Here is a 23,958-nt window from a genome sequence, read left to right as displayed (position 1 = left end):
AGGCTTCCCGTGAGCACCGAAGCGTACGTGTACGACGCGATCCGCACCCCGCGCGGACGCGGCAAGGCCAACGGCTCCCTGCACGGCACCAAGCCCATCGACCTCGTCACCGGCCTGATCCGCGAGATCCAGACCCGCAACCCGGGACTCGACCCGGCGGCCATCGACGACATCGTCCTCGGCGTCGTCGGCCCGGTCGGCGACCAGGGCTCGGACATCGCCCGGATCGCCGGCATCGCCGCCGGTCTCCCCGACACCGTCGCCGGCGTCCAGGAGAACCGCTTCTGCGCCTCCGGCCTCGAAGCGGTCAACATGGCCGCGATGAAGGTCCGCTCCGGCTGGGAGGACCTGGTCCTCGCCGGCGGCGTCGAGTCCATGTCCCGGGTGCCGATGGCCTCCGACGGCGGCGCCTGGTTCGCCGACCCGATGACCAACCTGGAGACCAACTTCGTCCCCCAGGGCATCGGCGCCGACCTCATCGCCACCATCGAGGGCTTCACCCGTCGCGACGTCGACGAGTACGCCGCCCTCTCCCAGGAGCGCGCCGCCACCGCCTGGAAGGAGGGCCGCTTCGCCCGGTCGGTCGTGCCCGTCGTCGACCGGGCCGGACTCACCGTCCTCGACCACGACGAGTTCATGCGCCCCGGCACCACCGCCGACTCCCTCGCCAGGCTCAAGCCGTCCTTCAAGGACATCGGCGAGCTCGGCGGCTTCGACGCGGTCGCGCTCCAGAAGTACCACTGGGTCGAGGAGATCGACCACGTCCACCACGCCGGCAACTCCTCCGGCATCGTCGACGGCGCCTCCCTCCTCGCCGTCGGCTCCCGGGAGATCGGCGAGCGGTACGGGCTGGCGCCGCGCGCCCGGATCGTCGCGGCGGCCGTCTCCGGCTCCGAGCCCACCATCATGCTCACCGGTCCCGCCCCGGCCGCCCGCAAGGCGCTCGCCAAGGCCGGCCTCACCATCGACGACATCGACCTCATCGAGATCAACGAGGCCTTCGCCGCGGTCGTCCTGCGCTTCGTCAAGGACATGGGCGTCTCCCTGGACAAGGTCAACGTCAACGGCGGCGCCATCGCGCTCGGCCACCCGCTCGGCGCCACCGGAGGCATCATCCTCGGCACCCTCGTCGACGAGCTGGAGCGCCAGGACAAGCGCTACGGCCTCGCCACCCTCTGCGTCGGCGGCGGCATGGGCATCGCCACCATCGTCGAGCGCGTCTGACCTCCCCGTCCGCACCCTTCTACCGGAGAAGCATCAGTCATGAGCGAGAGCACCACCATCCGCTGGGAGCAGGACGACACGGGGATCGTCACCCTCGTCCTCGACGACCCGAACCAGTCCGCCAACACCATGAACCAGGCGTTCCGCGCGTCGATCACCGCCGTCGCCGACCGGCTGGAGGCCGAGAAGGACTCGATTCGCGGCGTCATCTACACCTCCGCGAAGAAGACCTTCTTCGCCGGCGGCGACCTCAAGGACATGATCCAGGCGGGCCCCGAGCACGCCCCGGACATCTTCGCCGCCGCGATGCAGATGAAGCGCGCCCTGCGCCGCATCGAGACCCTCGGCAAGCCGGTCGTCGCCGCCCTCAACGGCGCTGCCCTGGGCGGCGGTTACGAGATCGCGCTCGCCTCCCACCACCGGATCGCGCTCGACACGTCCGGATCCAAGATCGGTCTGCCCGAGGTCACCCTCGGCCTGCTGCCCGGCGGTGGCGGCGTCACCCGCACCGTACGCCTCATGGGCATCACCGACGCGCTCCTGAAGGTCCTCCTCCAGGGCACCCAGTACACCCCGAAGCGCGCCCTCGACAGCGGCCTGATCCACGAACTCGCGTCCACCCCCGAGGAGATGATGGCCAAGGCCATCGCCTTCATCGACACGCATCCGGAGTCCGCCCAGCCCTGGGACGTCCCCGGCCACCGCATCCCCGGCGGCACCCCGTCGAACCCCAAGTTCGCGGCCAACCTCCCGGCCTTCCCCGCCAACCTGCGCAAGCAGCTCAACGGCGCCCCCTACCCGGCCCCGCGCAACATCATGGCCGCGGCCGTCGAGGGCTCCCAGGTCGACTTCGAGACCGCGCAGGTCATCGAGTCCCGCTACTTCACCGAGCTGGTCACCGGCCAGACCGCGAAGAACATGATCCAGGCGTTCTTCTTCGACCTCCAGGCCGTCAACTCCGGCGCCAGCCGCCCGAAGGGCGTCGAGAGGACCCAGGTCCGCAAGGTCGCCGTGCTCGGCGCCGGCATGATGGGCGCCGGCATCGCCTACTCCTGCGCCCGCGCCGGCATCGAGGTCGTCCTCAAGGACGTCACCGACGAGGCCGCCGCCAAGGGCAAGGAGTACTCGGAGAAGCTCTGCGCCAAGGCCGTCTCCCGGGGCCGCACCACCCAGGAGAAGGCCGACGCCCTCCTCGCCCGGATCACCCCGACCGCCGACCCGCGGGACCTGGCCGGCTGCGACGCGGTCATCGAGGCCGTCTTCGAGGACACCGCGCTCAAGCACAAGGTCTTCCAGGAGATCCAGCACGTCGTCGGCCCCGACGCGCTGCTCTGCTCCAACACCTCCACCCTCCCGATCACGGTCCTCGCCGAAGGCGTCGAGCGCCAGGCCGACTTCATCGGCCTGCACTTCTTCTCCCCGGTCGACAAGATGCCGCTGGTCGAGATCATCAAGGGCGAGCGCACCGGCGACGAGGCCCTCGCCCGCGCCTTCGACCTGGTCCGCCAGATCAACAAGACGCCGATCGTCGTCAACGACTCGCGCGGCTTCTTCACCTCCCGCGTCATCGGCCACTTCATCAACGAGGGCGTCGCCATGGTCGGCGAGGGCATCGAGCCCGCCTCCGTCGAGCAGGCCGCCGCCCAGGCCGGCTACCCGGCGAAGGTCCTCTCCCTCATGGACGAGCTGACCCTCACCCTCCCGCGCAAGATCCGCAACGAGACGAAGAAGGCGATCGAGGAGGAGGGCGGCACCTGGGTCACCCACCCCGGCGAGATCGTCATCGACCGCATGGTCGACGAGTTCGACCGCCCCGGCCGCAGCGGCGGCGCCGGCTTCTACGACTACGACGAGTCGGGCAAGCGCGGCAAGCTGTGGCCGGGCCTGCGCGAGCACTTCACCAAGCCCGGGTACGAGATCCCCTTCCGCGACATGCAGGAGCGGATGCTCTTCTCCGAGGCCCTGGACACCGTCCGCCTCCTGGAGGAGGGCGTCCTGACCTCGGTCGCCGACGCCAACATCGGCTCCATCATGGGCATCGGCTTCCCGGCCTGGACCGGCGGCATCCTCCAGTACGTCAACGGCTACGAGGGCGGGGTGGCCGGCTTCGTCGCCCGCGCCCGCGAGCTGGCGGAGACGTACGGCGAGCGCTTCGCCCCGCCGGCCCTCCTGGTGGAGAAGGCCGAGCGCGGCGAGACCTTCACGGACTCCTGAACGCGGAGCGCAACTCCTCGCTGAGGGACCGCTGAAAGGCGGTGACGAGGGCCTGGACCACGATCGGCTGCATGTGCGCGGAGAGCGACTTCATGACGGTCAGGTGGTCCGGGTCCTCCCCGCTCTCCCGGTACGGGTTCCACACCTGCTCCTGGAAGAGCCGGGCCAGCTCCTGGGCGGCGGAACGGGCGTGGTCCAGCAGCACGGTCCGCGAGGCGAGGATGGTGTCGTGCTCGATGGGCACGTCGAGCATCTCGACCCCGAGCCGCAGCAACGACCCGTCGAGCCGGAACGCCTCGGGGTCCCCTCCGTCCTCCAACACGCCCATGACGGCGAGCCGTTCGATGTCGCGGTCGGCCAACTCCCGCCCGGCGCGCCGCTCCAGCTCCCGCCGGGTGATCGTCTCGGCGGACTCCGGCGCCCAGGACGCCACCAGCGCCCGGTGCACCGCGAGGTCCTGCGCGCTCAGGTCGGGCGGCAGCTGCTCCAGGTACCGTTCGATCGCGGCGAGCGTCATGCCCTGCCGTTGGAGCTCCTCGATGAGCGCCAGCCGCGCCAGGTGCCCGGTCCCGTACCGCCCGACCCGCCGGGGGCCGATCACCGGAGGGGGCAGCAGCCCCCGCGTCCCGTAGAACCGCACGGTCCGCACCGTGACCCCGGCCCGAGCCGCCAGCTCGTCGACGGTGTACCCGGGCGGCAGTTCCTCGTCGCTCTCGTCCTCCATGGTTCAACAGTATTGCTGTCTCACCAGGACTGTAAAAGGGTTCAGAGCGGAGAGGGCGCGGTGAGGGCGGCGTCGACGGCGCCGTACGTCACCCCGTGATCGGCCAGCGCCTCCGTGACGACCCCGCCGGTCGTGGTCAGCGCCAGGAGCAGGTGCTCGTCGCCGATCTCCCGGTCCTTGCGGGCCAGTGCCACCCGGAGCGACTTCTCCAGGACGGTCTTCGCCTCCCGGGAGAAGGTCCGGCGCCCGGAGCGCGCCCGGCCGGCGGAGAGCGCCCCGGCCCCGTGGGTCTCCTCGACCCGCGCGACGATCGCCCCGACGTCGATCCCGAGCTCCGCCAGCGCCTCGGAGTCCGCCCGGGACAGCCCGGCCCGCCGCCGCGCCTCCCCGAGTGCGGCGACCAGCGCCGGCCGCCGCTCCGCCGGGCACAGCCGCCCGAGCACCGCCGCCGCCCGGGTGTCCTCCCGGTCGAGCAGCGCCAGGAGCAGATGCTCGGCGGTGACGGCCTCGGCCCCGGACCGCTCCGCGTGCTCGGCCGCCCCCTTCACCACGCTCCGCGCCGCCTTCGTGAACCGCTCGAACATCACTGCCTCCCGTACTTCTTGTGAACGGCCTGCCGGCTGACCCCCAGCTCGGTGGCGATCTCCTGCCAGGACCACCCCTGGTTGCGCGCGCTGCGCACCTGGACGGCCTCCAGCTGTTCCAACAGCCGCCGCAGGGCGGACACGGCCCGCAATCCCACCCGGGGATCACGGTCACCGGCACGCGCGGCGAGATCGGTCGCATCGGTCATGCTGTCAATGTAGGTTGACAGCCGTCCCATGTCAACCATGGTTGACACCCCGCACTGTCGGTGCCGCCGCCTACGGTGCCCCCATGACCGTGATCGAGTACGTACGGGGCGACGCCACCGCGCCCCAGGGCAAGGGCGTCCGGATCGTCGCCCACGTCTGCAACGACCTGGGTGGCTGGGGCAAGGGCTTCGTGCTCGCCGTCTCGCGCCGCTGGCCGGAGCCCGAGGCGGCCTACCGCCGCTGGTACCGGGAGCGGGCGGGCAACGACTTCGGCCTCGGCGCGGCGCAGTTCGTCCGGGTCTCGCCGTACCTCTGGGTGGCGAACCTGGTGGGGCAGCGGGGGATCCGCACCGGGCGGAGCACCGGCGTCCCCGTGCGGTACGAGGCGATCGACCGGGCCCTCGGGCACCTGGGGGACAAGGCCGTCGAGCTGGGGGCCTCGGTGCACATGCCGCGGATCGGCTGCGGCCTCGCCGGCGGGAGGTGGGAGCGGGTGGAGCCGCTGGTGCGGGAGAGGCTGGTGGAGCGGGGGATACCGGTCACCGTGTACGACTTCGGCGCGTAAGGGGCGGGGCCCGGGGGCGGGCCGGGGGGACGGGGGCGTGGGGGTTAGAGTCGGCGGCCGGTCCGCGTCGGCGGGCGGGAACAGGGGAGTGGGATGTACGCGCAACTCAGGGAGACGGCGGCGGAATTGGCCGGGGTCCTGTGGCGGGAGCACACGGTGTACCGGGAGCGGGGCGGGGGCGTCGTCATCCGCGGCGAGCACGTGCGGCGGTGGATCAGCCTCGCCCCGACGGGCGGCAAGGACCGGGCGCTGCTGCGGGCCGGGCGGATCCTCGACGGGGGGACCACGGCCCCGGCCCGCACCGAGGTCGTCGTCGACCTGGCGGCGCCGGTCGCCGAGCTGGCCACCGTCTGCCGGCGGATGCTCGCCGAGGTCGCCGCGGCGGCCGACCCGAAGCCGGGACCCGGCCCGGGGCCTTCCCGGGCCGGGCGGCCGGGCAGGGGGCGGAAGGCGCGCGAGGAGCCCGGGGCGCGGACGGCCAGGAGCCGGCACACGGGCGCCGGCTCCTGGGTGGTGCTGGTACTGGTCGGCATCGCCGTGGCCGCCTGGGCGTACACCGTCTTCGGCGGCCCCGGCTACTGACGCCGAGGGTCAGAAGCCGGTCACCGGGTAGTGGTCCGACAGGTTGGTGTACGTGTACGCGGTGCCCCAGCTGGAGACCGTCCACGGCGCGCTCGACTCCAGGACCACGTGGTTCGTCCAGTTCGCCGGGCGGGCGTTGCCGGCCCGGTGGAGGACGTAGTCGAGGTCCTCGCGGGGGTCGTCCGGGTAGCGGTCCGCCGCGATCGAGTTCAGCTCGGTGTCGAAGGAGTACGGGTGTCCGGTGCGGGCGTCCGCCCCGGCGAGGCCCGCGTCGGCGAGCATCGTGGCGTACTCGGGCGTGTGGGAGTCGACGTTCATGTCGCCCGCGACGATCACCTGCTCGCCCGCCGGGATGTTCTTCGCGTCGAGGAAGGCGTCCATCGCCTTGAACTGGCGGCTGCGCATCTGCGCCGCCTCGCCCGCCGAGCAGCCCGGGTCGGTGGACTGGGCGTGGGTGCCGACGACGTGCACGCGGCTGCCGTTCACGTCGAGGACCGTGTAGGCGAAGCCCTTGTTCGAGTACCAGTCGGCGCCGCAGGCGTCCTTGTAGACGTACTGCTCCTTGCGGACGATCGGCCACTTGCTGAGGATCGTCACCCCGCCGTCCTCGGGGGTGGTCGCCGAGTAGGCGCCGCCGGTGGCGTCCCAGCCGCTCCTGGAGCGGCCGACGACGGGCGTCTGGTGCGGGTAGGCCGCCGCGGCGTTCGCCTTGAGCGCGTCGGAGGAGGAGTTGTCGAAGGCCTCCTGGATCACCACCACGTCCTGGCCCTGGAAGAACGGCGCCGCGGGGATCGCCCGGGCCCGGTGGTCCTGTCCCCAGTTCGGGTAGAGGGTCTTCGAGAAGAGGAAGGCGTTGTAGGTGAGCACCTTCAGGCGGGGCGTCGCGGCGGCCTCGGGGGTGGCGGAGGCCGCGGGCGCGGTCGCCGCCAGGGTGGCGGCGGCGAGCGCGAGGGACACGGCGGCACCGGGGATGCGGCGGAACGTGCTGAGGGACACGTGAACTCCCGTCGAGTGGTGGGGGGTTGGACTCGGCGCGGGCCATACAACCAGCCGTAGTTACCTTCCGGTAGCCTTTAGGTGCCGGGAATCTTGCCCGCGTCGTACGAGCGCGCCAACGATCGCGGGGGTGTACGATCCGCCGCCTCCGGGACCAGGTAGGATGCGCGCCATGACGACCCTCGCCTCCAACGCCAAGATCTTCAATATGGACCTCGGCCCGCTCAACCCCGTCTGGGCCGAGCTCATCCTCGGCTTCGCCGTGTTCTTCCTGACCTTCTTCTTCCTGGCGAAGGTGATCCTCCCGAAGATCAAGCGCACGCTCGAGCAGCGTGAGGACGCCACCGAGGGCGCCACCGGCCGCGCCGACGACCTGCGCGCCGAGGCCGCCGACATCCGCGCCCAGTACGAGGCCGAGCTGGCCGAGGCCCGCCACGAGGCCGCCCGCATCCGCTCCAAGGCCGTCGAGGAGGGCTCCGCCGCCATCGCCGCCGCCCGCGCCGAGGGCCAGGCCGAGCGCGACGCGATCCTCGCCGCCGGCACCGCGAAGATCACCGCCGAGCGCGACGCCGCCGAGCGCGAGCTCAACGCCGACGTCGACGCCTGGGCCCGCGCCCTCGCCGGCCGCATCGTCGGCGAGCCGGTCGGCGCCGACCGCGCCTGACCGCGCCCGCACCACACATCACCACGCCGGGGCCGTTCCTGGGGCGAGAGCCCTCGGGGACGGCCCCGCCGTCGTACGCCCCGAGGGTGCACCCTGGAGGGGCGGCCACCGAGGCGAGAGGCAGGGGGACCCCCGTATGACCACCAGCGGTGAGGCGACGAGGGGCCCGGCGGAGCCCGCCGGGCCCGCGCCCTCGGACACGCCCGGCACCACCGGACCCGAGTCCGGAGCCCGGCCCGGGACCGATGCGGACGCCCCGGCCGGGGCCGGCCGACGGGGTTCCGACCCCGCCCCGCCCCCCGTCGGCGGCGTGCTCTGGAGCGTCGCCGGGGATGTCCGCGCGCTGCTCATGCTGCCCGCCGCGCTCACCATGCAGGTCGCCCACCCGGCCATCGGCGCCGGGGTCGACGAGCACTCGGTCTTCCGCACCGACCCCTGGGGCCGGGGCGAGCGCTCGCTGCGGTCGGTGCAGCTCTGGGTGTACGGGGGTGAGGACGCCGCCGCCGAGGGGCGCCGGCTGCGCGCCCTGCACCGGGACATCCAGGGCACCGACGCCCACGGGCGCCGCTACCACGCCCTCACGCCCGCGTACTACGCCTGGGTCCACGCCACCGGCTACCCCGTCTACCGGCACGGCCTCGCCCTGCTCCACCGGCCGCTCACCGAGGCCCAGGACCGCCGGCTCTACGCCGAGTGGCTCCAGGTCGGGCGGATCCTCGGCATCCACGACCGGGACATGCCGCAGACCGTCGAGGAGTTCTGGCCCTTCTACCGCAAGGTCCTCGCCGAGGAGCTGGAGGCCACCGCCGTCGTCCGCGAGCTCCTCGACCCGGACGCCCCCGTCCCCGCCCCCGACCGGGGTCCGCTCCTCCTGCGGCTCGCGCTCCGTCCCCTCTGGCCGCTGCTCCGCCGTCCCTTCCAGCGGATCCGCGCCTTCCTCACCATCGGCCTGATGCCGCCGGACGCCCGCGCGGCGATCGGCCTGGAGTGGACGCCGGAGCAGGAGCGCCGGCTGCGCCGGATCGCCCGGGTCGTCCGTGCGGTCGTCCCCGTCCTCCCCGAGCGGCTGCGCTACCTGCCGCTCGCCCGGAGCGCCAGGGAGGCCGCCCGCCGCGCCGCGCGCTGACGGACGGCCTCCCGTGCGAGGCCTACCGGTGGTCGTGCACCCCGTTCGTCGCCGCGATCTTCTTCCACGACTTCGGCTGGACCGGCGCCGGGGCGGCCGCCCGCGCCCCGGAGGCCGGAGCGGAGGCGACGGGGGCGGAAGCGGCGGCGGAGGCGGTCGACGCGGGCCCGGCGGCCGGCTTGGCCGCCTCGTACAGCCAGGTGTCGAAGAGCGCCGCCAGCGGCTCGCCGGAGACCTGCTCGGCGTACCGCACGAAGTCCGCGACCCGTGCGTCGCCGTGCGCGAACCGCTGCGGCCAGCCCTTGAGGATCGCGAAGAAGTCCTCGTCGCCGATCTCGTTCCGCAGCGCCTGGAGCGCCAGCGCGCCCCGGTCGTACACGGCGATGTGGAACTGGTTCTCCGGCCCCGGGTCGCCCGGCTTCACGGTCCAGAACGGGTCCTCGGCGGTCCGCGTGGCGTACACGTACTCCGCCAGCTCCTGGGCCGTGCCCTCGCCCTCCTTCTCCGACCACAGCCACTGGGCGTAGCGGGCGAAGCCCTCGTTGATCCAGATGTCCTTCCAGTCGCGCACCGAGACGCTGTCGCCGTACCACTGGTGGGCCAGCTCGTGCACGACCACCGACACGTTCGCGCCGTTCGCGAACTGGCGCGGGCTGTAGAACGGCCTGGTCTGCGTCTCCAGCGCGTAGCCGCTGGTCACGTTGGGCACGTAGCCGCCGAGCGCGTTGAAGGGGTACGGGCCGAAGGCCTCCTCCAGCCACTCCGCGACCTCGGCGGTCCGCTCGATCGAGGCCCGGGCCGCGCCCGCGTTGTCGCCGAGGTCCTTGCTGTAGGCGTTGAGGACGGGCAGTCCGTTCGCGGTCGTGTTCGTCGTGATGTCGAACTTCCCGACCGCGAGGGTGGCCAGATAGGGCGCCTGCGGCTTGTTCGAGCGCCAGGCGAAGCGGGTCCAGCCCAGCCGGGAGGACTGCGACTGGAGGACGCCGTTGCTGATCGCCTGGGTGCCGTCCGGCACCTGGACCGACACGTCGAAGGTGGCCTTGTCGCGCGGGTGGTCGTTGGACGGGAACCACCAGGCGGCCGAATCCGGCTCCTGCGCGGCGACCCCGCCGTCCGGGGTGCGGTGCCACGCCGACCAGCCGTCGACCTTGAACTCGGAGGGCTTGCCCGCGTAGCGGACCACCACCGTGACCTGCTTGTTCCTGGGCAGCGGCACGGCCGGCACGATCTCCAGCTCGTGGTCTCCGGTGGCGGTGAAGGAGGCGCGCCGCCCGTCGACGCGCACCTCGCTCGCCTTCAGCCCCAGGTCCAGGTTGAAGCGGGAGAGGTTCTGGGTGGTCGTCGCCAGGATCGTCGCCGTCCCCTCCAGGAGGTCCGTCGCCGGCTGGTACTTCAGGCGCAGGTCGTAGTGGGAGACGTCGTAACCGCCGTTGCCGGCGGTGGGGTAGTAGGAGTCGCCGATGCCCGGCGCGCCCGGGACGTAGTCGGCCGCCGATGCCGGGATCGCCAGCAGCAGAGAGGCCGCGAGGGCGCTCGGAACGATGATTCTGCGGTGCACGGATGCTCCCCAAGTCGTAAGCGACGCAAGACGCGTGGGTGTGCGTCTGTCCTTGATCCGGACTTGTTCGGACTCTATGAAGCACGCGACGGAGCGTCACGTAAAGGGCGCCTTCCGTCACACGATCGCCATTCGGCCGACACGAAGCACCGGTTCACCCGTTTCCCGCACATGGTCTTCCGTCCCACCGGGGGCGGCGAGTACGTTCCCGCCCATGCCGATGCGTCTGCGTGCCGCGCGCCGCGCCCTGGTCCTCGTGGCCGGGGCGGCCGCGCTCGGGCTGCCCCTCGTCACCGCCCCGGCGAAGGCGGCGGTACCGGCCGGTCCGCCGGCCCCGCCCCGGACCGGGTTCGAGACGAGCGGAGGCGCCCGCTGGACCACCGACGCGGAGGAGCGGGACTTCCTCGCCGCCGTCGACCGGGGCGCCGAGCGGGTCACGGTCACCACGATCGGCACCACCGAGCAGGGCCGGCCGCTGCGGCTCGCCGCCCTCGGTCCCGCGCGCGGCGCCACCACGCTCCTGCTCGTCTGCAGCCAGCACGGGGACGAGCCCGCGGGGCGCGAGGCGTGCCTCACCGCCGTCCGCGACCTCGCCCTCGCCCGCGACCCCGAGACGCTGCGGCTGCTCGCCCGCACCACCGTCCTCGTCGTGCCCAACGCCAACCCCGACGGGCGCGAGGCCGACACCCGGGGCAACGCCGCCGGCATCGACGTCAACCGCGACCACCTCGCCCTGCGGACCGCCGAGGCGCGCGCCCTCGCCGCCGTGATCCGCGACCGCCGGCCCGACCTCGTCCACGACCTCCACGAGTACGGCGCCACTCCCGGGTACTACGACAGGGACCTCCTCGCCCTCTGGCCGCGCAGCCTCGACACCGACGCCCGCGTCCACGCCGAGTCCCGCGTCCTCTCGGAGGAGTACGTCCGCCCCGGCGCCGGCCGCGCCGGCCGCACCCACGGCGTCTACGGCATCTGGACCGACCCGCTCACCGGACTGCCGGTGAAGCAGGTCGCCGGGGACGGCCAGGAACGCATCCTGCGCAACACGGCCGGGATCAAGCACATGACCGCCCTCCTCGCCGAGACCCGCGAGGACCCGCAGGGCGAGGCCGAGGAACGCGACCCGGCACTGAACCAGCGGCGCAGGGTCGCCACCCATCTCACCGCGCTGCGGGACGTGTTCGCGTACGTGTCCGAGCGCCGCGGCCCGCTCGCCGCGGCCACCTCCGCGGCCCGGCTCGCCGGTCTCGCCGACCGGGGGCCCGTCTACCTCGGTGGCGCCGACAACGACCCGCCCGAGCCCGCCGAGATCATCGCCGACCCGCCCTGCGGCTACCGCCTCGACGCCGCCCAGTACGCCGAGGCGGGCGACGAACTGGCCCTGCACGGCGTGACGGTGCGCCGCGAGCCGGGCGGCGGCGCCTACGTACCGCTGCGCCAGTCGCAGCGACTCCTGGTGCCGCTGCTCCTCGACGGGCGCGCGACCTACCACCTCGTCAGTGGGCGTCCTGTGGAGGAGTGTTGGCGATCGGGTGGATAGGGAGGGTCGTGTCCGATCGGTCCCGTTGGGGCAGGTAAAGTTACCGACCGGTACTGACCATGCCTCACACGGGCCGTCACGGCCCTGACTTGGAGAACCCCATGTCCCACGCGACGCGTGCGCGCCGCATCCTGCCCGCCCTGTTCACCACGCTGCTGCTGGCCGGGGGCCTGCTGCTCGGCCAGACCGCCGCCGCCCCGTCGGCCGAGGCGGCCCGTGCCGGCACCTGCGACGTCAACCAGCTGAGGAGCCAGGCCCGCGACGAGCGCGACCGGGCCGCCCAGCTCAAGCGCCTCGGCGCCCGAGAGGAGTCCCGCCGCGCCTACGCCCGCGCCGACGCGCTGGACCGCCGCGCCAAGCAGTGCGCCCGCGCGGACGAGGTCGTGGCCCCGCCGTTCGGCAGGTGACCCGCGCGGGACGCACTCCGTCCCGCCACCCCGCCGAAGCCCCGCCCCACCCCCGGGGCGGGGCTTCGGCGCGCTCGCCCGCTCAGCCCGTCACCAGCTCCGCCGCCCGCCGCGCGCACCCCCACGCCACCGTGACCCCGGCGCCCCCGTGGCCGTAGTGGTGCACCAGCAGCCCGCCGCCCGGCAGGGGCTCCGACGCGATGCGCACCCCGCCGGCGCGGGACGGGCGCAGGCCCACCCGGTGGCCCAGGACCCGGGCGCCGGCGATCTCCGGCCGGACGCGGGCGCACCGCGCCACGATCGCCGCCGCCACCACCGGATCCGGCGCCGGCGCCTCCGCCCCCTCCTCGGCGGTTCCGCCCAGGACCAGCCGTCCCGGCTGCGGGAAGAAGTACGTCGTCTCCGCGGACCCGGCGTCCGCCGCCGTGAACCACTCCTCGATCCCCGGGTTCTCCACCAGCACCAACTGGCCCCGGACCGGGCGCACTCCGGCGTCCGGGACCAGCTCCCGCGCGGCGAGACCCGTGCAGTTCACGACCACGGGCGCCGCCGCGGCCGGCTCCTCCCAGCGCCGCACCGCACGCCGCTCGACGCTCCCGCCCGCCGCCTCCAGGCGGCCCCGCAGCCACGCCAGGTGGACCGGCATGTCGATCAGCGGCAGCCGGGCCGCCAGCCCCGTCGTGTACGGCCCCGGCACCTCCCCGGGCGGCAGCCGCCGCAGCCCCTCCACCCCGGCCGCCCACGCCCCGAGGCCCTCCAGGACCGTGTCCGCGTGGACCCCGGGCACCCACCGCACCCCGGTCTCCTCCGGCGCCGCGGCCAGTTCCCCGTAGACCCGGAGCGACTCCAGCGCCCAGCCGCCCGCCTCCTCCGCCGGCTCTATCCGGTACGGCCACCACAGGGCGCCCGCCACCGCCGAGGTCGTCGCCTCCGCGGGGTCCCGGGACCAGACCCGCACCCGCAGTCCCCGCTCCGCCAGCGTCACCGCCGTCGTCAGCCCGACGACCCCGCCACCCACCACGATCACGTCGCTGTCCATGCCCGGACCGTACCCGTGGCGCCTCCGCGGCCCACGTAGGATGCGTGGTCTGATGACTGCCACTCTCGTCGCCAAGGACCTCGCCGCCGGCCACGGCGAACGCACCCTCTTCGCCGGCCTCGACCTCGTCGTCGCCCCCGGCGACGTCATCGGCCTCGTCGGCGTCAACGGCGCCGGCAAGTCGAGCCTGCTGCGGCTGCTCGCCGGGCTCGACACCCCCGAGGAGGGCGAGGTCCGGCTCTCGCCGCCCACCGCCACCGTCGGCCACCTCCCGCAGGAGCCCGAGCGGCGCGCCGGCGAGACCGTACGGGAGTTCCTGGCCCGCCGCACCGGCGTCGCCGCCGCCCAGGCCGCCATGGACGAGGCCACCCAGGGCCTCGTCGACGGCACGCCCGGCGCCGACGACGCCTACGCCACCACCCTGGAGCGCTGGCTCGACCTCGGCGGCGCCGACCTCGACGAGCGCGCCGAGGAGGTCGCCGCCTCCCTCGGCCTCACCGTCGGCCTCGACCAGCCGATGACCGGCCTCTCCGGCGGCCAGGCGGCCCGCGCGGGCCTCGCCTCCCTCCTCCTCTCCCGCTACGACGTCTTCCTCCTCGACGAGCCGACCAACGACCTCGACCTCGACGGCCTGGAGCGCCTGGAGAACTTCGTGAAGGGGCTGCGGGCCGGCACCGTCGTCGTCAGCCACGACCGCGAGTTCCTCACCCGCACCGTCACCAAGGTCCTCGAACTCGACCTCGCCCAGCAGCAGATCACCCTCTACGGCGGCGGCTACGACGCCTACCTGGAGGAGCGGGCCACCGCCCGCCGGCACGCCCGCGAGGAGTACGAGGAGTACGCCGACAAGAAGTCGGCCCTGGAGGGCCGCGCGCTCATGCAGCGCAACTGGATGGACAAGGGCGTCCGCAACGCCCGCCGCAAGGCGACCGACAACGACAAGATCGGCCGCAAGCTCCGCGGCGAGTCCAGCGAGAAGCAGGCCGCGAAGGCCCGCCAGACCCAGCGCATGATCGAGCGCCTGGACGTGGTCGAGGAGCCCCGCAAGGAGTGGGAGCTGCGGATGGAGATCGCCGCCGCGCCCCGCTCCGGCGCCGTCGTCGCCACCCTCCGCGACGGCGAGGTCCGCCGCGGCGACTTCGCCTTCGGACCCGTCACCCTCCAGATCGACTGGGCCGACCGGGTCGCCGTCACCGGCGCGAACGGCGCCGGCAAGTCCACCCTGCTCGCCGCCCTCCTCGGCCGCCTCCCGCTCGACTCCGGCCACGCCGCCCTCGGCTCCGGCGTCGTCGTCGGCGAGGTGGACCAGGCCCGCCGGCTCTTCCACGGCACCGAGACGCTCCTCGAAGCCTTCTGCGCCGCCGTCCCCGACACCGAGCCGGCCGAGGTGCGCACCCTGCTCGCCAAGTTCGGCCTCAAGGCCGAGCACGTGCTGCGCCCCGCCACCACCCTCTCCCCGGGCGAGCGGACCCGCGCCGCCCTCGCCCTCCTCCAGGGCCGGGGCGTCAACCTGCTCGTCCTCGACGAGCCCACCAACCACCTCGACCTGCCCGCCATCGAACAGCTGGAGGCCGCCCTCGACAGCTACGAGGGCACGCTGCTCCTGGTGACCCACGACCGGCGCATGCTCGACGCGATCCGGGTCAACCGCCGGGTCGAGGTCGTCGACGGCAAGGTCACCGAGGTCTGATGGGCGTCGCCTTCGGCTGGGGACCCGTCGAGGCACGGGTCCTCGCCCCCGCCGCCGCGTGCGTGGTCGTCGTCGACGTGCTGTCGTTCACGACCTCCGTCGGCGTCGCGGTCGAGGGCGGCACGGCCGTCCACCCGTACCGGTGGAGGGACGCCACCGCCGTCGCGTACGCGCGGGAGCGGGACGCCGTCCTGGCCGTCGGCAGGAGCGAGACCACCGCGGCGCACCCGTGGTCGCTCTCGCCGGCCGCCCTGCGCGCCGCGCCCCCGCCCCGGTCCGGCCGGCTCGTCCTCCCGTCCCCGAACGGCTCCACGATCTGCGCGGAGGCCGTCTCGGGCGGCGCGACCGTGATCGCCGCCTCGCTCCGCAACCGCACGGCCGTCGCCGAACGGATCCTCCGGGGCGGATACGGCTCCGAGGAGCGTCCGCTCGCCGTGATCGCCTCCGGCGAGCGGTGGCCGGACGGCTCGCTCCGCCCCGCCCTGGAGGACCACCTCGGGGCCGGCGCGGTCCTCGACGCCCTGCGCGCCCTCGCGCCAGGGCTCCACCTGACCCCGGAGGCGACCGCGGCGGCCACGCTGTGGGCGGCCACGGAGGACCCGGTCGCCGCCTTGCACGGCTGCGACTCGGGCCGTGAACTGTACGAGTACGGCTATCCGCGGGACGTGGAGGTGGCCGCCGAGCTCGACGCGTCGACCGCCGTCCCCGTCCTCGTGGACGGCGCATTCCAGGAGGCACCATGACCGACGACAGCGTGACCCGGCTCCTCGCGATGCTGGACGACCTCGACGCCGACGTCGACGCCACGATCGACCTCGCCGACGAGATCGCCGCGGGCGGCGACCGGACCCTGCTGCCGCGGCTGGAGGCCGAGCTGGACCAGGCCGTCGCCGCGCGCAACGGCTACGCCCGCGAGCTCCTCGGCGGCGTCCTCGCCGCCCTCGGCGGCGCGGACACCCTCCCGGTCCTCGTCCGCGCCTCCGCGGTGGACCTCGGCGACGACCAGGACGGTCTGGCCGCCGAGATCGTCGACCTCGTCCAGGCCGACCCGAAGACCGCCGAGACCGTCCTGCGGCCGATGACCGGGGACGACGACCTCACCGTCGCCAACCGAGCCGACTGGGCCCTGCGCTTCCTGCCGTGACCCCGGTGCGGGCAGGCGTTCCGCCGGGGCGACCCGGCCGCCCTGCCCGAGCGCGCCCGAGAGTCCGGGGGGGAACACCGGGACGGCGCCCTCGCGGGCGCCTTCCCTCCCGGTGCCTCCCCCCCCGTCGCGCCTCAGCGCTTCTTGCGCCCGCCCTCCCCGAGCAGCCCCGCCTTCCGCAGCGCGTCCGCCATCGCGGAGTTCGAAGGCGCCGACGCCTGGCTCCGCGTCTGGCCCTGGCCGCGCCCCTGGCTCTGACCCTGGCCCTGACCGCGCCCCTGACCCTGGCCCTGACCCTGGCCACGCTGCTGACCCTGGCCCTGACCCTGGCCACGTCCCTGGCCGCCCTGTCGCTGCCGCGGCGGCCGGTCCCCCCGCTCCCGCTTCGGCGCGGAGCCGTCGGCGGTCGCCTCGTCGTCGAGCCGCAGCGTCAGCGAGATGCGCTTCCGGGGGATGTCGACCTCGAGCACCTTCACCTTCACCACGTCACCCGGCTTCACCACGTCCCGCGGGTCCTTGACGAAGGTCTTCGACATGGCCGAGACGTGCACCAGGCCGTCCTGGTGCACACCGACGTCCACGAACGCCCCGAACGCGGCGACGTTCGTCACCACGCCCTCCAGGACCATCCCCGACACCAGGTCGCCGATCTTCTCGACGCCCTCCTTGAAGGTGGCGGTCTTGAAGGCGGGCCGCGGGTCGCGGCCGGGCTTCTCCAGCTCGCGCAGGATGTCGGTGACCGTCGGCAGACCGAAGGACTCGTCCACGAAGTCGGCCGGCCGCAGCGACCGCAGCGTGCCCGTGTCGCCGATCAGCGCGGCGACCTCGCCACCGGTGGTCTTCGCCATCCGCCGCACCACCGGGTAGGCCTCCGGGTGCACCGCCGAGGCGTCCAGCGGGTCGTCGCCGCCCCGGATGCGCAGGAAGCCCGCGCACTGCTCGTACGCCTTCGGGCCGAGCCTGGACACGTCCTTGAGGGCCTTGCGGGAGCGGAAGGGGCCGTTGGTGTCGCGGTGCGCCACGATGTTCTCGGCGAGACCGGAGCTGATCCCGGAGACCCGCGAAAGCAGCGGAGCCGAGGCGGTGTTGACGTCGACGCCGACACCGTTCACACAGTCCTCGACGACCGCGTCGAGCGAGCGGGAGAGCTTCGTCTCGGCGAGGTCGTGCTGGTACTGGCCGACCCCGATCGACTTCGGGTCGATCTTCACCAGTTCGGCCAGCGGGTCCTGGAGCCGACGGGCGATCGACACCGCGCCGCGCAACGACACGTCCAGGCCCGGCAGTTCCTGCGAGGCGAAGGCCGAGGCGGAGTACACGGAAGCGCCGGCCTCCGAGACCATCACCTTCGTCAGGTTCAACTCGGGGTGCTTGGCGAGGAGTTCGACGGCCAGCTTGTCGGTCTCGCGGGAGGCGGTGCCGTTTCCGATGGCGACCAGCTCGACCGCGTGCTCCTTGGCGAGCCGCGCCAGCCTCGCCAGCGACTCGTCCCACCTGTTGGCCGGGACGTGCGGGTGGATCGTGTCGGTCGCGACGACCTTGCCGGTCGCGTCGACCACCGCCACCTTGACGCCGGTGCGGAAGCCGGGGTCGAGGCCCAGCGTCGCCCGGGTGCCGGCCGGGGCGGCGAGCAGCAGGTCCCGCAGGTTCGCCGCGAAGACCCGGACGGCCTCGTCCTCGGCGGCCGTCCGCAGCCGCACCCGCAGGTCGATGCCGAGGTGCGTCAGGATCCGGGTGCGCCAGGCCCAGCGGACCGTGTCCTGGAGCCACTTGTCGCCGGGGCGCCCCCGGTCGGCGATGCCGAAGCGGTGCGCCACGATCGGCTCGTACGACGAGGGGCCGTCCGTGGGCTCCTCCGGCTCCAGGTCCAGGCTGAGGACGTCCTCCTTCTCGCCGCGCAGCATGGCGAGGATCCGGTGCGAGGGGAGCGCGGTGAACGGCTCGGCGAAGTCGAAGTAGTCGGCGAACTTCGCGCCCGGCCCCTCCTTGGCGTCGCCCTTGCCCTCCCGCACCTTCGCGACCAGCCGGCCCCGGCCCCACATCCGCTCGCGCAGCTCGCCGATCAGGTCGGCGTCCTCGGAGAACCTCTCGGTGAGGATCGCCCGCGCGCCCTCCAGGGCGGCCGCGGCGTCGGCGACGCCCTTGTCCGCGTCGACGAAGGCCGCCGCCGCGGCGGCCGGCTCCACCGACGGATCGGCGAGCAGCCCCTCCGCCAGCGGCGCGAGACCGGCCTCGCGGGCGATCTGCGCCTTGGTGCGCCGCTTCGGCTTGAACGGCAGGTAGATGTCCTCCAGCCGCGCCTTGGTGTCGGCGGCCAGGATCCTCGCCTGGAGCTCCTCGGTCAGCTTGCCCTGCTCGCGCACGGAGTCCAGGACGGCGGACCGCCGGTCCTCCAGCTCCCGCAGGTAGCGCAGCCGCTCCTCCAGGGTGCGCAGCTGCGCGTCGTCGAGCATCTCGGTCGCTTCCTTGCGGTAGCGCGCGATGAACGGCACGGTGGAGCCGCCGTCGAGCAGCTCGACCGCCGCCCTGACCTGTCGCTCGCGTACGCCGAGTTCCTCGGCGATCCTTGCTTCGATGGACGTCGTCACCGTGTCCCGACCCGTCTGCTCGTACCACTGGCTTGCCCGTGCATTCTGCCGCGTCCGTCACCCGGACGCGGCAACCGACCCGGTTCCGCGCGCCGGAACCGGCCGGTCCGGGGTCCGGGGCGATGGCAGGAAAGGTGGGATGGCCGTCCTTGCGGCCGTCCCCGCCGGGCCCGAAGGATGGGTCCATGACCCAGCGCCCCGTCCTCGTCGTCCTCTTCGACGGCGTGCAGAGCCTCGACGTCACCGGACCCGTCGAGGTGTTCCACGCCGCCGCCTGGGCCTCGGGCGCCGCGGAGGACCCGTATCCGATCCGTACCGCCTCCCTGGGCGGCGGGCCGGTCCGCACCGGCAGCGGCCTGCGGATCCTGCCCGACACGGATCTCGCGGAGGCCGTCGCCGACGGGCCGCCGCACACCCTCGTCGTACCGGGCGGCGAGGGCACCCGAGGCGCCGATCCGGCCCTCGTCGACTGGCTGCGCGTCCACGGGCCGCGCGTCGAGCGGCTGGTCTCGGTCTGTACCGGGGCGCTGCGGCTGGCCGAGGCGGGGCTGCTCGACGGGCACCGGGCCACCACGCACTGGATGGTCTGCGAGCACCTGGCCCGCCGCCATCCCGCGGTGGACGTCGACCCGGACCCGATCTTCGTCAGGGACGGCCGGGTCGCGACCTCCGCGGGGGTCACCGCGGGCATCGACCTGGCCCTCGCCCTGGTGGAGGAGGACCTGGGCCGGGAGGCGGCCCTCGCCATCGCCAGGATGCTGGTGGTCTTCCTCCGCAGGCCGGGCAACCAGGCGCAGTTCAGCGCGCAGCTCGCCGCCCAGACCGCGCGCCGTGAACCGCTGCGCGACCTCCAGGCGTGGATCACCGAGCATCCGGACGGGGACCTGTCGGTGGACCGGCTCGCCGCCCGCGCCCGGCTCTCCCCCCGCCACTTCGCCCGCGCCTTCCGCGCCGAGACCGGGGTCACCCCGGGCCGTTACGTCGACCGGATCCGGCTCGAACACGCCCGCAGGCTCCTGGAGGAGACCGGCCGGGGGGTCGAGGAGGTCTCCCGCGCCGCCGGCTACGGCACGCCGGAGGCGATGCGCCGCGCCTTCGTGAAGGCGCTCGGCACGGCCCCCGCCGACTACCGCCGCCGTTTCCACGCACCCGTCACCGGACCCGTCAGCTGAGAGGGATCACACCCATGCAGATCGCCGTCCTGCTCTTCGAGGGCTTCACCACGCTCGACGCCGTCGGCCCGTACGAGATCCTGGCCCGGCTCCCCGGGGCGGAGACCGTCTTCGTCGCGAAGGAGCCCGGCCCGGTCCGCAACGACCAGGGCAGCCTCGCGCTGGTCGCCGACAAGTCCCTCGCCGACGTCCCGCACCCGGACGTCGTCCTCGTCCCCGGCGGCCCGGAGACCCGGACGGCCATGCGCGACCCGGAGATCCGGGAGTGGCTGCGCACCGCCGACTCCACCAGCGCCTGGACCACGTCGGTCTGCACCGGTTCCCTGCTCCTGGGCGCCGCGGGGCTGCTCGCGGGCCGCCGCGCGACCACCCACTGGTTGGCCTACGACGAGCTGCGCGCGCTGGGCGCCGAACCCACCGGGGAGCGGGTCGTCTTCGACGGCAAGTACGTGACGGCCGCCGGCGTCTCCTCCGGCATCGACATGGCCCTGCACCTGCTCGGCCGGATCGCCGGCGACGACGCCGCCATGACCGTCCAGCTGCTCACCGAGTACGACCCCCAGCCGCCGTACGACGCGGGTTCCCCGCTCAAGGCCCCCGCCCATCTGGTGGAGCGCTGGCGGGGCACCCGGGCCGAGGACCTTCCGCAGGGCTGAGCCTCAGAGGCCGTACGTGAAGCGGGGCGCCCGGCGCTCCAGGAAGGCGGCGACGCCCTCGGCGGTGTCGCCGCTGCCGTGTGCCTGCGCGGTCCAGTGCGCGTCCCGGTCGAGCCGTCCGTCGGTGAACTCCTTGGCCGCGGCCTGGGTGAGCAGCGAGCGGGAGGCGAGGATCCGGCAGAACTCCTCGACCCGCTTCGCCAGCTGCTCGGCCGGGTGCACCTCGTCCACGAAGCCGGTCCGCAGCGCCCGCTCGCTGTCGATGAGCTCGCCGGAGAAGAGCAGGTACTTGGCGGTGGCCGGGCCGACCAGGGCGGTCAGCCGCCGGGTGGAGGACGAGGGGTAGACGATGCCGAGCTTGGCCGGGGTGATCCCGAAGCGGGTGCCCTCCGCCGCGAAGCGCAGGTCGCAGGCGCCGGCGAGCTGGCTGCCGCCGCCGACGCAGTAGCCGCGGACGGCGGCGAGGGTCGGCTTGGGGAAGGCGGCGAGGGCCTCCTCGGCGCGGACCGCCAGCGTCTGCTGCTCGTCGCCCGGTTCGCGCAGCGTCGAGATGTCGGCGCCCGCGCAGAAGGTGTCGCCCGCGCCGGTCACCACCAGCACCCGGACGGCGGGGTCGGCGGCGAGGCGGTCGAGGACGGCGGGCAGCGACCGCCACATCCCCGCCGTCATGGCGTTGCGCTTGGCGGGGTTGCTGATGACGAGGGTCGCGACCCCGTCCGTGACGCTGTCGACGAGCTGCGGATCCACGGTCTCCATGGGCCGGATGCTATCGACCGGTACCGACCGTACGATCAGGAAGGGGTCGTCAGGCAGCCGCGAGGAGGCACGATGGCCAGGAAGACCCGGGACGAGGGCGTCGATCCCGTGCAGGAGATGGCCCGCGAGGGGAAGCGGCTCGGGCGGAGCTTCGGCTGGCTGGCCGCGCTCGGCGTGATCCTCGTGGTCTGCGGCGTGGTCGGCCTGGTCTACACCGGGCTCGCCACCCTGACGTCCATGTGGCTCTTCGGCTGGCTGCTGCTCGTCGGCGGTCTGGTGGGCCTCCTCCAGGCGTATGCGTCGCGGGGCACCAACTCCTTCTGGCTGGCGGTGGTGGTCGCGGCGGTGAACCTCGCGGCCGGCTGTGTGGTCCTCCGTCACCCGGAGGGCACCGCCGAGGCGCTGACGATGTTCGCCGCCCTGCTCTTCCTCACCGGCGGGGTCTTCCGGCTGGTCGGCAGCGTGGTGGTGCGCGGCCCGCAGTTCGGGTGGACGCTCTTCCAGGGGGCCTTCGGGGTGCTCCTGGGGGTCCTGGTGCTCTTCGACTGGCCGGACAGCAGCCGGTACGTCATCGGCTGCTTCTTCTCGCTCGCGCTGCTCTTCGACGGCCTGGGGCTGATCGCGATCGGCGTCGGCGGCCGGAGGATCGTCGGCCTGGTCACTCCGCGGCCGACTTCGCAGCCGGAACAGGACACCGGGCCGACTCCGACGAACCCCACGGAAAACGCACAGGATCAGTCGAACAACTGACGTCGACCTACTCCATCGATCAGAAGGCGGTCGATAGGTGTCGACTTCTGGTCAGTAGGTCGGGAGACCCCTCCGGATTGCCAAGACTCCCAGTGTGGCGAGAATCGAGCACGAGGGTGGGAACCGGACCATGGAGACCCGCGGAGGTGTCCCCGCCCGGCCACCGTCCTACGAAGGAGTCTGGCGCTTCACCGCTCCCGCGGTCGACGTCTCCGTCCCCCAGGCCCGGCACGCGGTACGCGACCTGCTGGCCCGTCAGGGGGTTCCGGTCCACGAGGACATCCGGCACGGGCTGCTGCTGATCGTTTCCGAGCTGGTCACCAACGCCGTGCGACACGCGGCGCTGCTCTCCCCGGAGATAGCGGTCGAGGTGGCCATCGGGCCGGAGTGGGTCCGGGTGTCCGTCGAGGACAACCACCCCTACCGGCCCAAGGCGCTGGAGGCGGACTACGGCCAGACCGGCGGCCGGGGACTGCTCCTGGTGAAGGAGATCGCCCTGGAGTCCGGCGGCTCCTGTGACGTCGAGCACACCGCGGGCGGCGGCAAGATCATCTGGGCGGCGCTGCCCCTGGCCCCGATGGCACCGGGGCCGGGGACGGCCGACGACCGGGTCACCAGCCCCCGGCAGGACCCGTCAGCTCCCTGATCGCCGGGCGCGCCGCGTCGAGCACCGTCATGAACCAGGCGGAGAACGGCGCGGCCGCGTGCCGCTCGGCCAGCTCGGCCGGGGTGACGAAGGCGTAGTCGCCGATCTCCTCCGGGTCCGGGCGCGGGGTGGCCTGCACCAGGCCGACGAAGAGGTGGTTGAACTCCTGCTCCACCAGGCCCGAGGCCGGGTCCGGGTGGTTGTAGCGGACGGTTCCGGCCTCGCCCATCAGGGTGGGCGAGACGCCGAGCTCCTCGAAGGTGCGCCGGGCGGCCGCCGCGAAGGGCGCCTCACCGGGGTAGGGGTGGCCGCAGCAGGTGTTGGACCAGACTCCGGGGGAGTGGTACTTGCCCAGCGCCCGGCGCTGGAGCAGCAGCCGGCCCTCCTCGTCGAAGAGGAAGACCGAGAAGGCGCGGTGCAGCTGCCCGGGGGCCTGGTGCGCGGCGAGCTTCTCCGCCGTACCGATGGTGTTCCCGTCCTCGTCGACCAGTTCCAGCATGATCGACGGGGGGGTGGCGGACGGCTCCGCGCCGTTCGACGAGAGCGGAGACGCAAGCCCCGGCGCGATCTCGGCCGCGGTGCCCTGTGTGGTCGGCATACCCATCCTTCGCTTCGGTCCTCGGCCCCTGGGGGCCACCACAGTCTGCCGTACAAAACCGGCTTGTCCGCACTTCGGCGGCCGGAGCCCGCCGCCGCCACCGCACCGGAGTACAGCGGCGCGGGGCGGCGGCGGGAACGACGACGGACCGTCAGGGGCAGGTCAGACGCCGAACGCCGCCGGATAGGCGATCGTGCCCGCCGGAACCGGACCGGAAGCGTCCAGGACGAGGGCCATCATCGCTTCGTCCGGAACCTCGAAACCTGGCTTGATTCCGTACTCGGACGCCCGTACGAAACCGAACCGGGGGTAGTACTCGGGATGGCCCAGCACCAGGACGAGCCGCTCGCCCGCGAGCCGCGCCGCGTCGAGCGCCGCCCGTGTGACGGCCTGCCCGGCGCCGGTCCGCTGGTGCTCCGGCGCCACCGAGACCGGCGCGAGCGCCGCCGCCGGCACCCCGCCCACCCGGCAGCGGGTGATCAGCGCGTGCGCGGCGACCGAACCGTCCGGAGCCTCGGCGACCAC

25 protein-coding genes are annotated in these 23,958 nt (G+C 73.7%); 15 read left to right on the top strand and 10 right to left on the bottom strand.

The annotated features are described in order from the left end of the window. The first annotated feature begins 9 nt into the window (after positions 1-9). Entirely contained in the window at positions 10-1,224 is a 1,215-nt protein-coding gene (locus ACFQ8C_RS17350; protein WP_383457883.1) for an acetyl-CoA C-acetyltransferase, read from the top strand. Positions 1,225-1,263: 39 nt separating this feature from the next. Further along, entirely contained in the window at positions 1,264-3,438 is a 2,175-nt protein-coding gene (locus ACFQ8C_RS17345; RefSeq protein WP_383457880.1) for a 3-hydroxyacyl-CoA dehydrogenase NAD-binding domain-containing protein, read from the top strand. On the opposite strand, the gene ACFQ8C_RS17340 is transcribed toward ACFQ8C_RS17345, so the two are convergent. Genes ACFQ8C_RS17340 through ACFQ8C_RS17330 form a run of 3 tightly spaced genes read right to left on the bottom strand, consistent with a single transcriptional unit; the run spans position 3,425 to position 4,955 of the window. Next, the gene (locus ACFQ8C_RS17340; RefSeq protein WP_383457877.1) at positions 3,425-4,162 is read right to left on the bottom strand and encodes a MerR family transcriptional regulator; all 738 of its coding nucleotides are present in this window, start codon (positions 4,160-4,162) and stop codon (positions 3,425-3,427) included. The two genes, ACFQ8C_RS17345 and ACFQ8C_RS17340, sit on opposite strands and share 14 nt — an antisense overlap. Before the next feature lie 41 nt (positions 4,163-4,203). Next, positions 4,204-4,746, bottom strand: coding sequence for a Clp protease N-terminal domain-containing protein (locus ACFQ8C_RS17335; RefSeq protein WP_383457874.1), 543 nt, complete (start codon positions 4,744-4,746; stop codon positions 4,204-4,206). Further along, positions 4,746-4,955: a helix-turn-helix domain-containing protein gene (locus ACFQ8C_RS17330; protein ID WP_030315760.1), complete on the bottom strand. Its 210-nt coding sequence runs from the start codon at positions 4,953-4,955 to the stop codon at positions 4,746-4,748. Before ACFQ8C_RS17330 ends, ACFQ8C_RS17335 begins: the two co-directional genes overlap by 1 nt. Positions 4,956-5,038: 83 nt before the next feature. On the opposite strand from ACFQ8C_RS17330, the gene ACFQ8C_RS17325 reads away from it, so the two are divergent. Then, a complete protein-coding gene (locus ACFQ8C_RS17325) occupies positions 5,039-5,521 on the top strand; it encodes a macro domain-containing protein (protein ID WP_383457871.1) in 483 nt (160 codons plus the stop codon). A gap of 93 nt (positions 5,522-5,614) precedes the next feature. Further along, positions 5,615-6,103 carry a hypothetical protein gene (locus tag ACFQ8C_RS17320; RefSeq protein ID WP_383457869.1) on the top strand — a complete coding sequence of 163 codons (489 nt, stop codon included), beginning with the start codon at positions 5,615-5,617 and terminating at the stop codon, positions 6,101-6,103. 9 nt (positions 6,104-6,112) lie between these two features. On the opposite strand, the gene sph is transcribed toward ACFQ8C_RS17320, so the two are convergent. Next, the gene (gene sph, locus ACFQ8C_RS17315) at positions 6,113-7,099 is read right to left on the bottom strand and encodes a sphingomyelin phosphodiesterase (RefSeq protein ID WP_383457866.1); all 987 of its coding nucleotides are present in this window, start codon (positions 7,097-7,099) and stop codon (positions 6,113-6,115) included. A gap of 172 nt (positions 7,100-7,271) precedes the next feature. On the opposite strand from sph, the gene ACFQ8C_RS17310 reads away from it, so the two are divergent. Together ACFQ8C_RS17310 and ACFQ8C_RS17305 are read left to right on the top strand one after the other, a co-directional pair. Beyond that, positions 7,272-7,763 (top strand): hypothetical protein, encoded by a 492-nt coding sequence (locus ACFQ8C_RS17310; protein ID WP_383457863.1) that lies wholly within the window; start codon positions 7,272-7,274, stop codon positions 7,761-7,763. A 136-nt stretch (positions 7,764-7,899) separates the two neighbouring features. After that, positions 7,900-8,889: an oxygenase MpaB family protein gene (locus tag ACFQ8C_RS17305; protein ID WP_383457861.1), complete on the top strand. Its 990-nt coding sequence runs from the start codon at positions 7,900-7,902 to the stop codon at positions 8,887-8,889. Positions 8,890-8,911: 22 nt separating this feature from the next. On the opposite strand, the gene ACFQ8C_RS17300 is transcribed toward ACFQ8C_RS17305, so the two are convergent. Beyond that, on the bottom strand, positions 8,912-10,447 hold the full coding sequence (locus ACFQ8C_RS17300; protein ID WP_383457858.1) for a M1 family metallopeptidase: 1,536 nt from the start codon (positions 10,445-10,447) through the stop codon (positions 8,912-8,914). Positions 10,448-10,667: 220 nt separating this feature from the next. Here ACFQ8C_RS17300 and ACFQ8C_RS17295 point away from each other — a divergent pair, with 220 nt between their 5' ends. Together ACFQ8C_RS17295 and ACFQ8C_RS17290 are read left to right on the top strand one after the other, a co-directional pair. Further along, a complete protein-coding gene (locus ACFQ8C_RS17295) occupies positions 10,668-11,987 on the top strand; it encodes a M14 family metallocarboxypeptidase (protein ID WP_383457959.1) in 1,320 nt (439 codons plus the stop codon). Between the two features lie 101 nt (positions 11,988-12,088). Beyond that, positions 12,089-12,394, top strand: a complete 306-nt coding sequence (locus tag ACFQ8C_RS17290; RefSeq protein WP_383457855.1) for a hypothetical protein — start codon at positions 12,089-12,091, stop codon at positions 12,392-12,394. Between the two features lie 82 nt (positions 12,395-12,476). Here ACFQ8C_RS17290 and ACFQ8C_RS17285 read toward each other — a convergent pair whose 3' ends face one another. Continuing rightward, positions 12,477-13,433, bottom strand: a complete 957-nt coding sequence (locus ACFQ8C_RS17285) for an NAD(P)/FAD-dependent oxidoreductase (protein ID WP_383457852.1) — start codon at positions 13,431-13,433, stop codon at positions 12,477-12,479. A gap of 52 nt (positions 13,434-13,485) precedes the next feature. Here ACFQ8C_RS17285 and ACFQ8C_RS17280 point away from each other — a divergent pair, with 52 nt between their 5' ends. Genes ACFQ8C_RS17280 through ACFQ8C_RS17270 form a run of 3 tightly spaced genes read left to right on the top strand, consistent with a single transcriptional unit; the run spans position 13,486 to position 16,267 of the window. Further along, the gene (locus tag ACFQ8C_RS17280; protein WP_383457849.1) at positions 13,486-15,123 is read left to right on the top strand and encodes an ABC-F family ATP-binding cassette domain-containing protein; all 1,638 of its coding nucleotides are present in this window, start codon (positions 13,486-13,488) and stop codon (positions 15,121-15,123) included. Continuing rightward, positions 15,123-15,866, top strand: a complete 744-nt coding sequence (locus ACFQ8C_RS17275; protein WP_383457846.1) for a 2-phosphosulfolactate phosphatase — start codon at positions 15,123-15,125, stop codon at positions 15,864-15,866. The genes ACFQ8C_RS17280 and ACFQ8C_RS17275 overlap by 1 nt, the downstream gene beginning before the upstream one ends. Next, positions 15,863-16,267 carry a hypothetical protein gene (locus ACFQ8C_RS17270; protein WP_383457843.1) on the top strand — a complete coding sequence of 135 codons (405 nt, stop codon included), beginning with the start codon at positions 15,863-15,865 and terminating at the stop codon, positions 16,265-16,267. The genes ACFQ8C_RS17275 and ACFQ8C_RS17270 overlap by 4 nt, the downstream gene beginning before the upstream one ends. Before the next feature lie 134 nt (positions 16,268-16,401). Here the strand turns inward: ACFQ8C_RS17270 and ACFQ8C_RS17265 are convergent, their stop codons facing one another. Further along, a complete protein-coding gene (locus tag ACFQ8C_RS17265) occupies positions 16,402-18,855 on the bottom strand; it encodes a Tex family protein (RefSeq protein WP_383457840.1) in 2,454 nt (817 codons plus the stop codon). Positions 18,856-19,040: 185 nt separating this feature from the next. Here ACFQ8C_RS17265 and ACFQ8C_RS17260 point away from each other — a divergent pair, with 185 nt between their 5' ends. Then, the gene (locus tag ACFQ8C_RS17260; protein WP_383457837.1) at positions 19,041-20,027 is read left to right on the top strand and encodes a GlxA family transcriptional regulator; all 987 of its coding nucleotides are present in this window, start codon (positions 19,041-19,043) and stop codon (positions 20,025-20,027) included. A 14-nt stretch (positions 20,028-20,041) separates the two neighbouring features. Next, positions 20,042-20,683 (top strand): DJ-1/PfpI family protein, encoded by a 642-nt coding sequence (locus ACFQ8C_RS17255; protein WP_383457835.1) that lies wholly within the window; start codon positions 20,042-20,044, stop codon positions 20,681-20,683. A 3-nt stretch (positions 20,684-20,686) separates the two neighbouring features. On the opposite strand, the gene ACFQ8C_RS17250 is transcribed toward ACFQ8C_RS17255, so the two are convergent. Continuing rightward, positions 20,687-21,439 (bottom strand): enoyl-CoA hydratase/isomerase family protein, encoded by a 753-nt coding sequence (locus ACFQ8C_RS17250; RefSeq protein WP_383457833.1) that lies wholly within the window; start codon positions 21,437-21,439, stop codon positions 20,687-20,689. A 72-nt stretch (positions 21,440-21,511) separates the two neighbouring features. Here ACFQ8C_RS17250 and ACFQ8C_RS17245 point away from each other — a divergent pair, with 72 nt between their 5' ends. Continuing rightward, the gene (locus ACFQ8C_RS17245; protein WP_383457830.1) at positions 21,512-22,189 is read left to right on the top strand and encodes an HdeD family acid-resistance protein; all 678 of its coding nucleotides are present in this window, start codon (positions 21,512-21,514) and stop codon (positions 22,187-22,189) included. Between the two features lie 130 nt (positions 22,190-22,319). Next, the gene (locus ACFQ8C_RS17240) at positions 22,320-22,835 is read left to right on the top strand and encodes an ATP-binding protein (RefSeq protein WP_383457827.1); all 516 of its coding nucleotides are present in this window, start codon (positions 22,320-22,322) and stop codon (positions 22,833-22,835) included. Here ACFQ8C_RS17240 and idi read toward each other — a convergent pair. Together idi and ACFQ8C_RS17230 are read right to left on the bottom strand one after the other, a co-directional pair. Further along, complete coding sequence (gene idi, locus ACFQ8C_RS17235) at positions 22,801-23,433, bottom strand: isopentenyl-diphosphate Delta-isomerase (protein ID WP_383457824.1); 633 nt, start codon at positions 23,431-23,433, stop codon at positions 22,801-22,803. The genes ACFQ8C_RS17240 and idi overlap by 35 nt on opposite strands. Positions 23,434-23,595: 162 nt before the next feature. After that, positions 23,596-23,958 (bottom strand): GNAT family N-acetyltransferase (locus ACFQ8C_RS17230; protein WP_383457821.1); only part of this gene is annotated, 363 nt, incomplete at its 5' end.

Source organism: Streptomyces sp. NPDC056503, from assembly GCF_042794995.1.
Lineage (GTDB): Bacteria > Actinomycetota > Actinomycetes > Streptomycetales > Streptomycetaceae > Streptomyces.
The sequence above is the reverse complement of the archived record's forward strand: the minus strand, read 5'-3'. Positions and strand labels throughout refer to the sequence as shown.

Coding starts and splice junctions, on each gene's coding strand:
- ACFQ8C_RS17345 (WP_383457880.1), top strand. CDS start 1,264: ATGAGCGAGAGCACCACCATCCGCTGGGAGCAGGACGACACGGGGATC.
- ACFQ8C_RS17340 (WP_383457877.1), bottom strand. CDS start 4,162: ATGGAGGACGAGAGCGACGAGGAACTGCCGCCCGGGTACACCGTCGAC.
- ACFQ8C_RS17335 (WP_383457874.1), bottom strand. CDS start 4,746: ATGTTCGAGCGGTTCACGAAGGCGGCGCGGAGCGTGGTGAAGGGGGCG.
- ACFQ8C_RS17330 (WP_030315760.1), bottom strand. CDS start 4,955: ATGACCGATGCGACCGATCTCGCCGCGCGTGCCGGTGACCGTGATCCC.
- ACFQ8C_RS17325 (WP_383457871.1), top strand. CDS start 5,039: ATGACCGTGATCGAGTACGTACGGGGCGACGCCACCGCGCCCCAGGGC.
- ACFQ8C_RS17320 (WP_383457869.1), top strand. CDS start 5,615: ATGTACGCGCAACTCAGGGAGACGGCGGCGGAATTGGCCGGGGTCCTG.
- ACFQ8C_RS17310 (WP_383457863.1), top strand. CDS start 7,272: ATGACGACCCTCGCCTCCAACGCCAAGATCTTCAATATGGACCTCGGC.
- ACFQ8C_RS17305 (WP_383457861.1), top strand. CDS start 7,900: ATGACCACCAGCGGTGAGGCGACGAGGGGCCCGGCGGAGCCCGCCGGG.
- ACFQ8C_RS17295 (WP_383457959.1), top strand. CDS start 10,668: ATGCGTCTGCGTGCCGCGCGCCGCGCCCTGGTCCTCGTGGCCGGGGCG.
- ACFQ8C_RS17290 (WP_383457855.1), top strand. CDS start 12,089: ATGTCCCACGCGACGCGTGCGCGCCGCATCCTGCCCGCCCTGTTCACC.
- ACFQ8C_RS17285 (WP_383457852.1), bottom strand. CDS start 13,433: ATGGACAGCGACGTGATCGTGGTGGGTGGCGGGGTCGTCGGGCTGACG.
- ACFQ8C_RS17280 (WP_383457849.1), top strand. CDS start 13,486: ATGACTGCCACTCTCGTCGCCAAGGACCTCGCCGCCGGCCACGGCGAA.
- ACFQ8C_RS17275 (WP_383457846.1), top strand. CDS start 15,123: ATGGGCGTCGCCTTCGGCTGGGGACCCGTCGAGGCACGGGTCCTCGCC.
- ACFQ8C_RS17270 (WP_383457843.1), top strand. CDS start 15,863: ATGACCGACGACAGCGTGACCCGGCTCCTCGCGATGCTGGACGACCTC.
- ACFQ8C_RS17260 (WP_383457837.1), top strand. CDS start 19,041: ATGACCCAGCGCCCCGTCCTCGTCGTCCTCTTCGACGGCGTGCAGAGC.
- ACFQ8C_RS17255 (WP_383457835.1), top strand. CDS start 20,042: ATGCAGATCGCCGTCCTGCTCTTCGAGGGCTTCACCACGCTCGACGCC.
- ACFQ8C_RS17250 (WP_383457833.1), bottom strand. CDS start 21,439: ATGGAGACCGTGGATCCGCAGCTCGTCGACAGCGTCACGGACGGGGTC.
- ACFQ8C_RS17245 (WP_383457830.1), top strand. CDS start 21,512: ATGGCCAGGAAGACCCGGGACGAGGGCGTCGATCCCGTGCAGGAGATG.
- ACFQ8C_RS17240 (WP_383457827.1), top strand. CDS start 22,320: ATGGAGACCCGCGGAGGTGTCCCCGCCCGGCCACCGTCCTACGAAGGA.
- idi (WP_383457824.1), bottom strand. CDS start 23,433: ATGCCGACCACACAGGGCACCGCGGCCGAGATCGCGCCGGGGCTTGCG.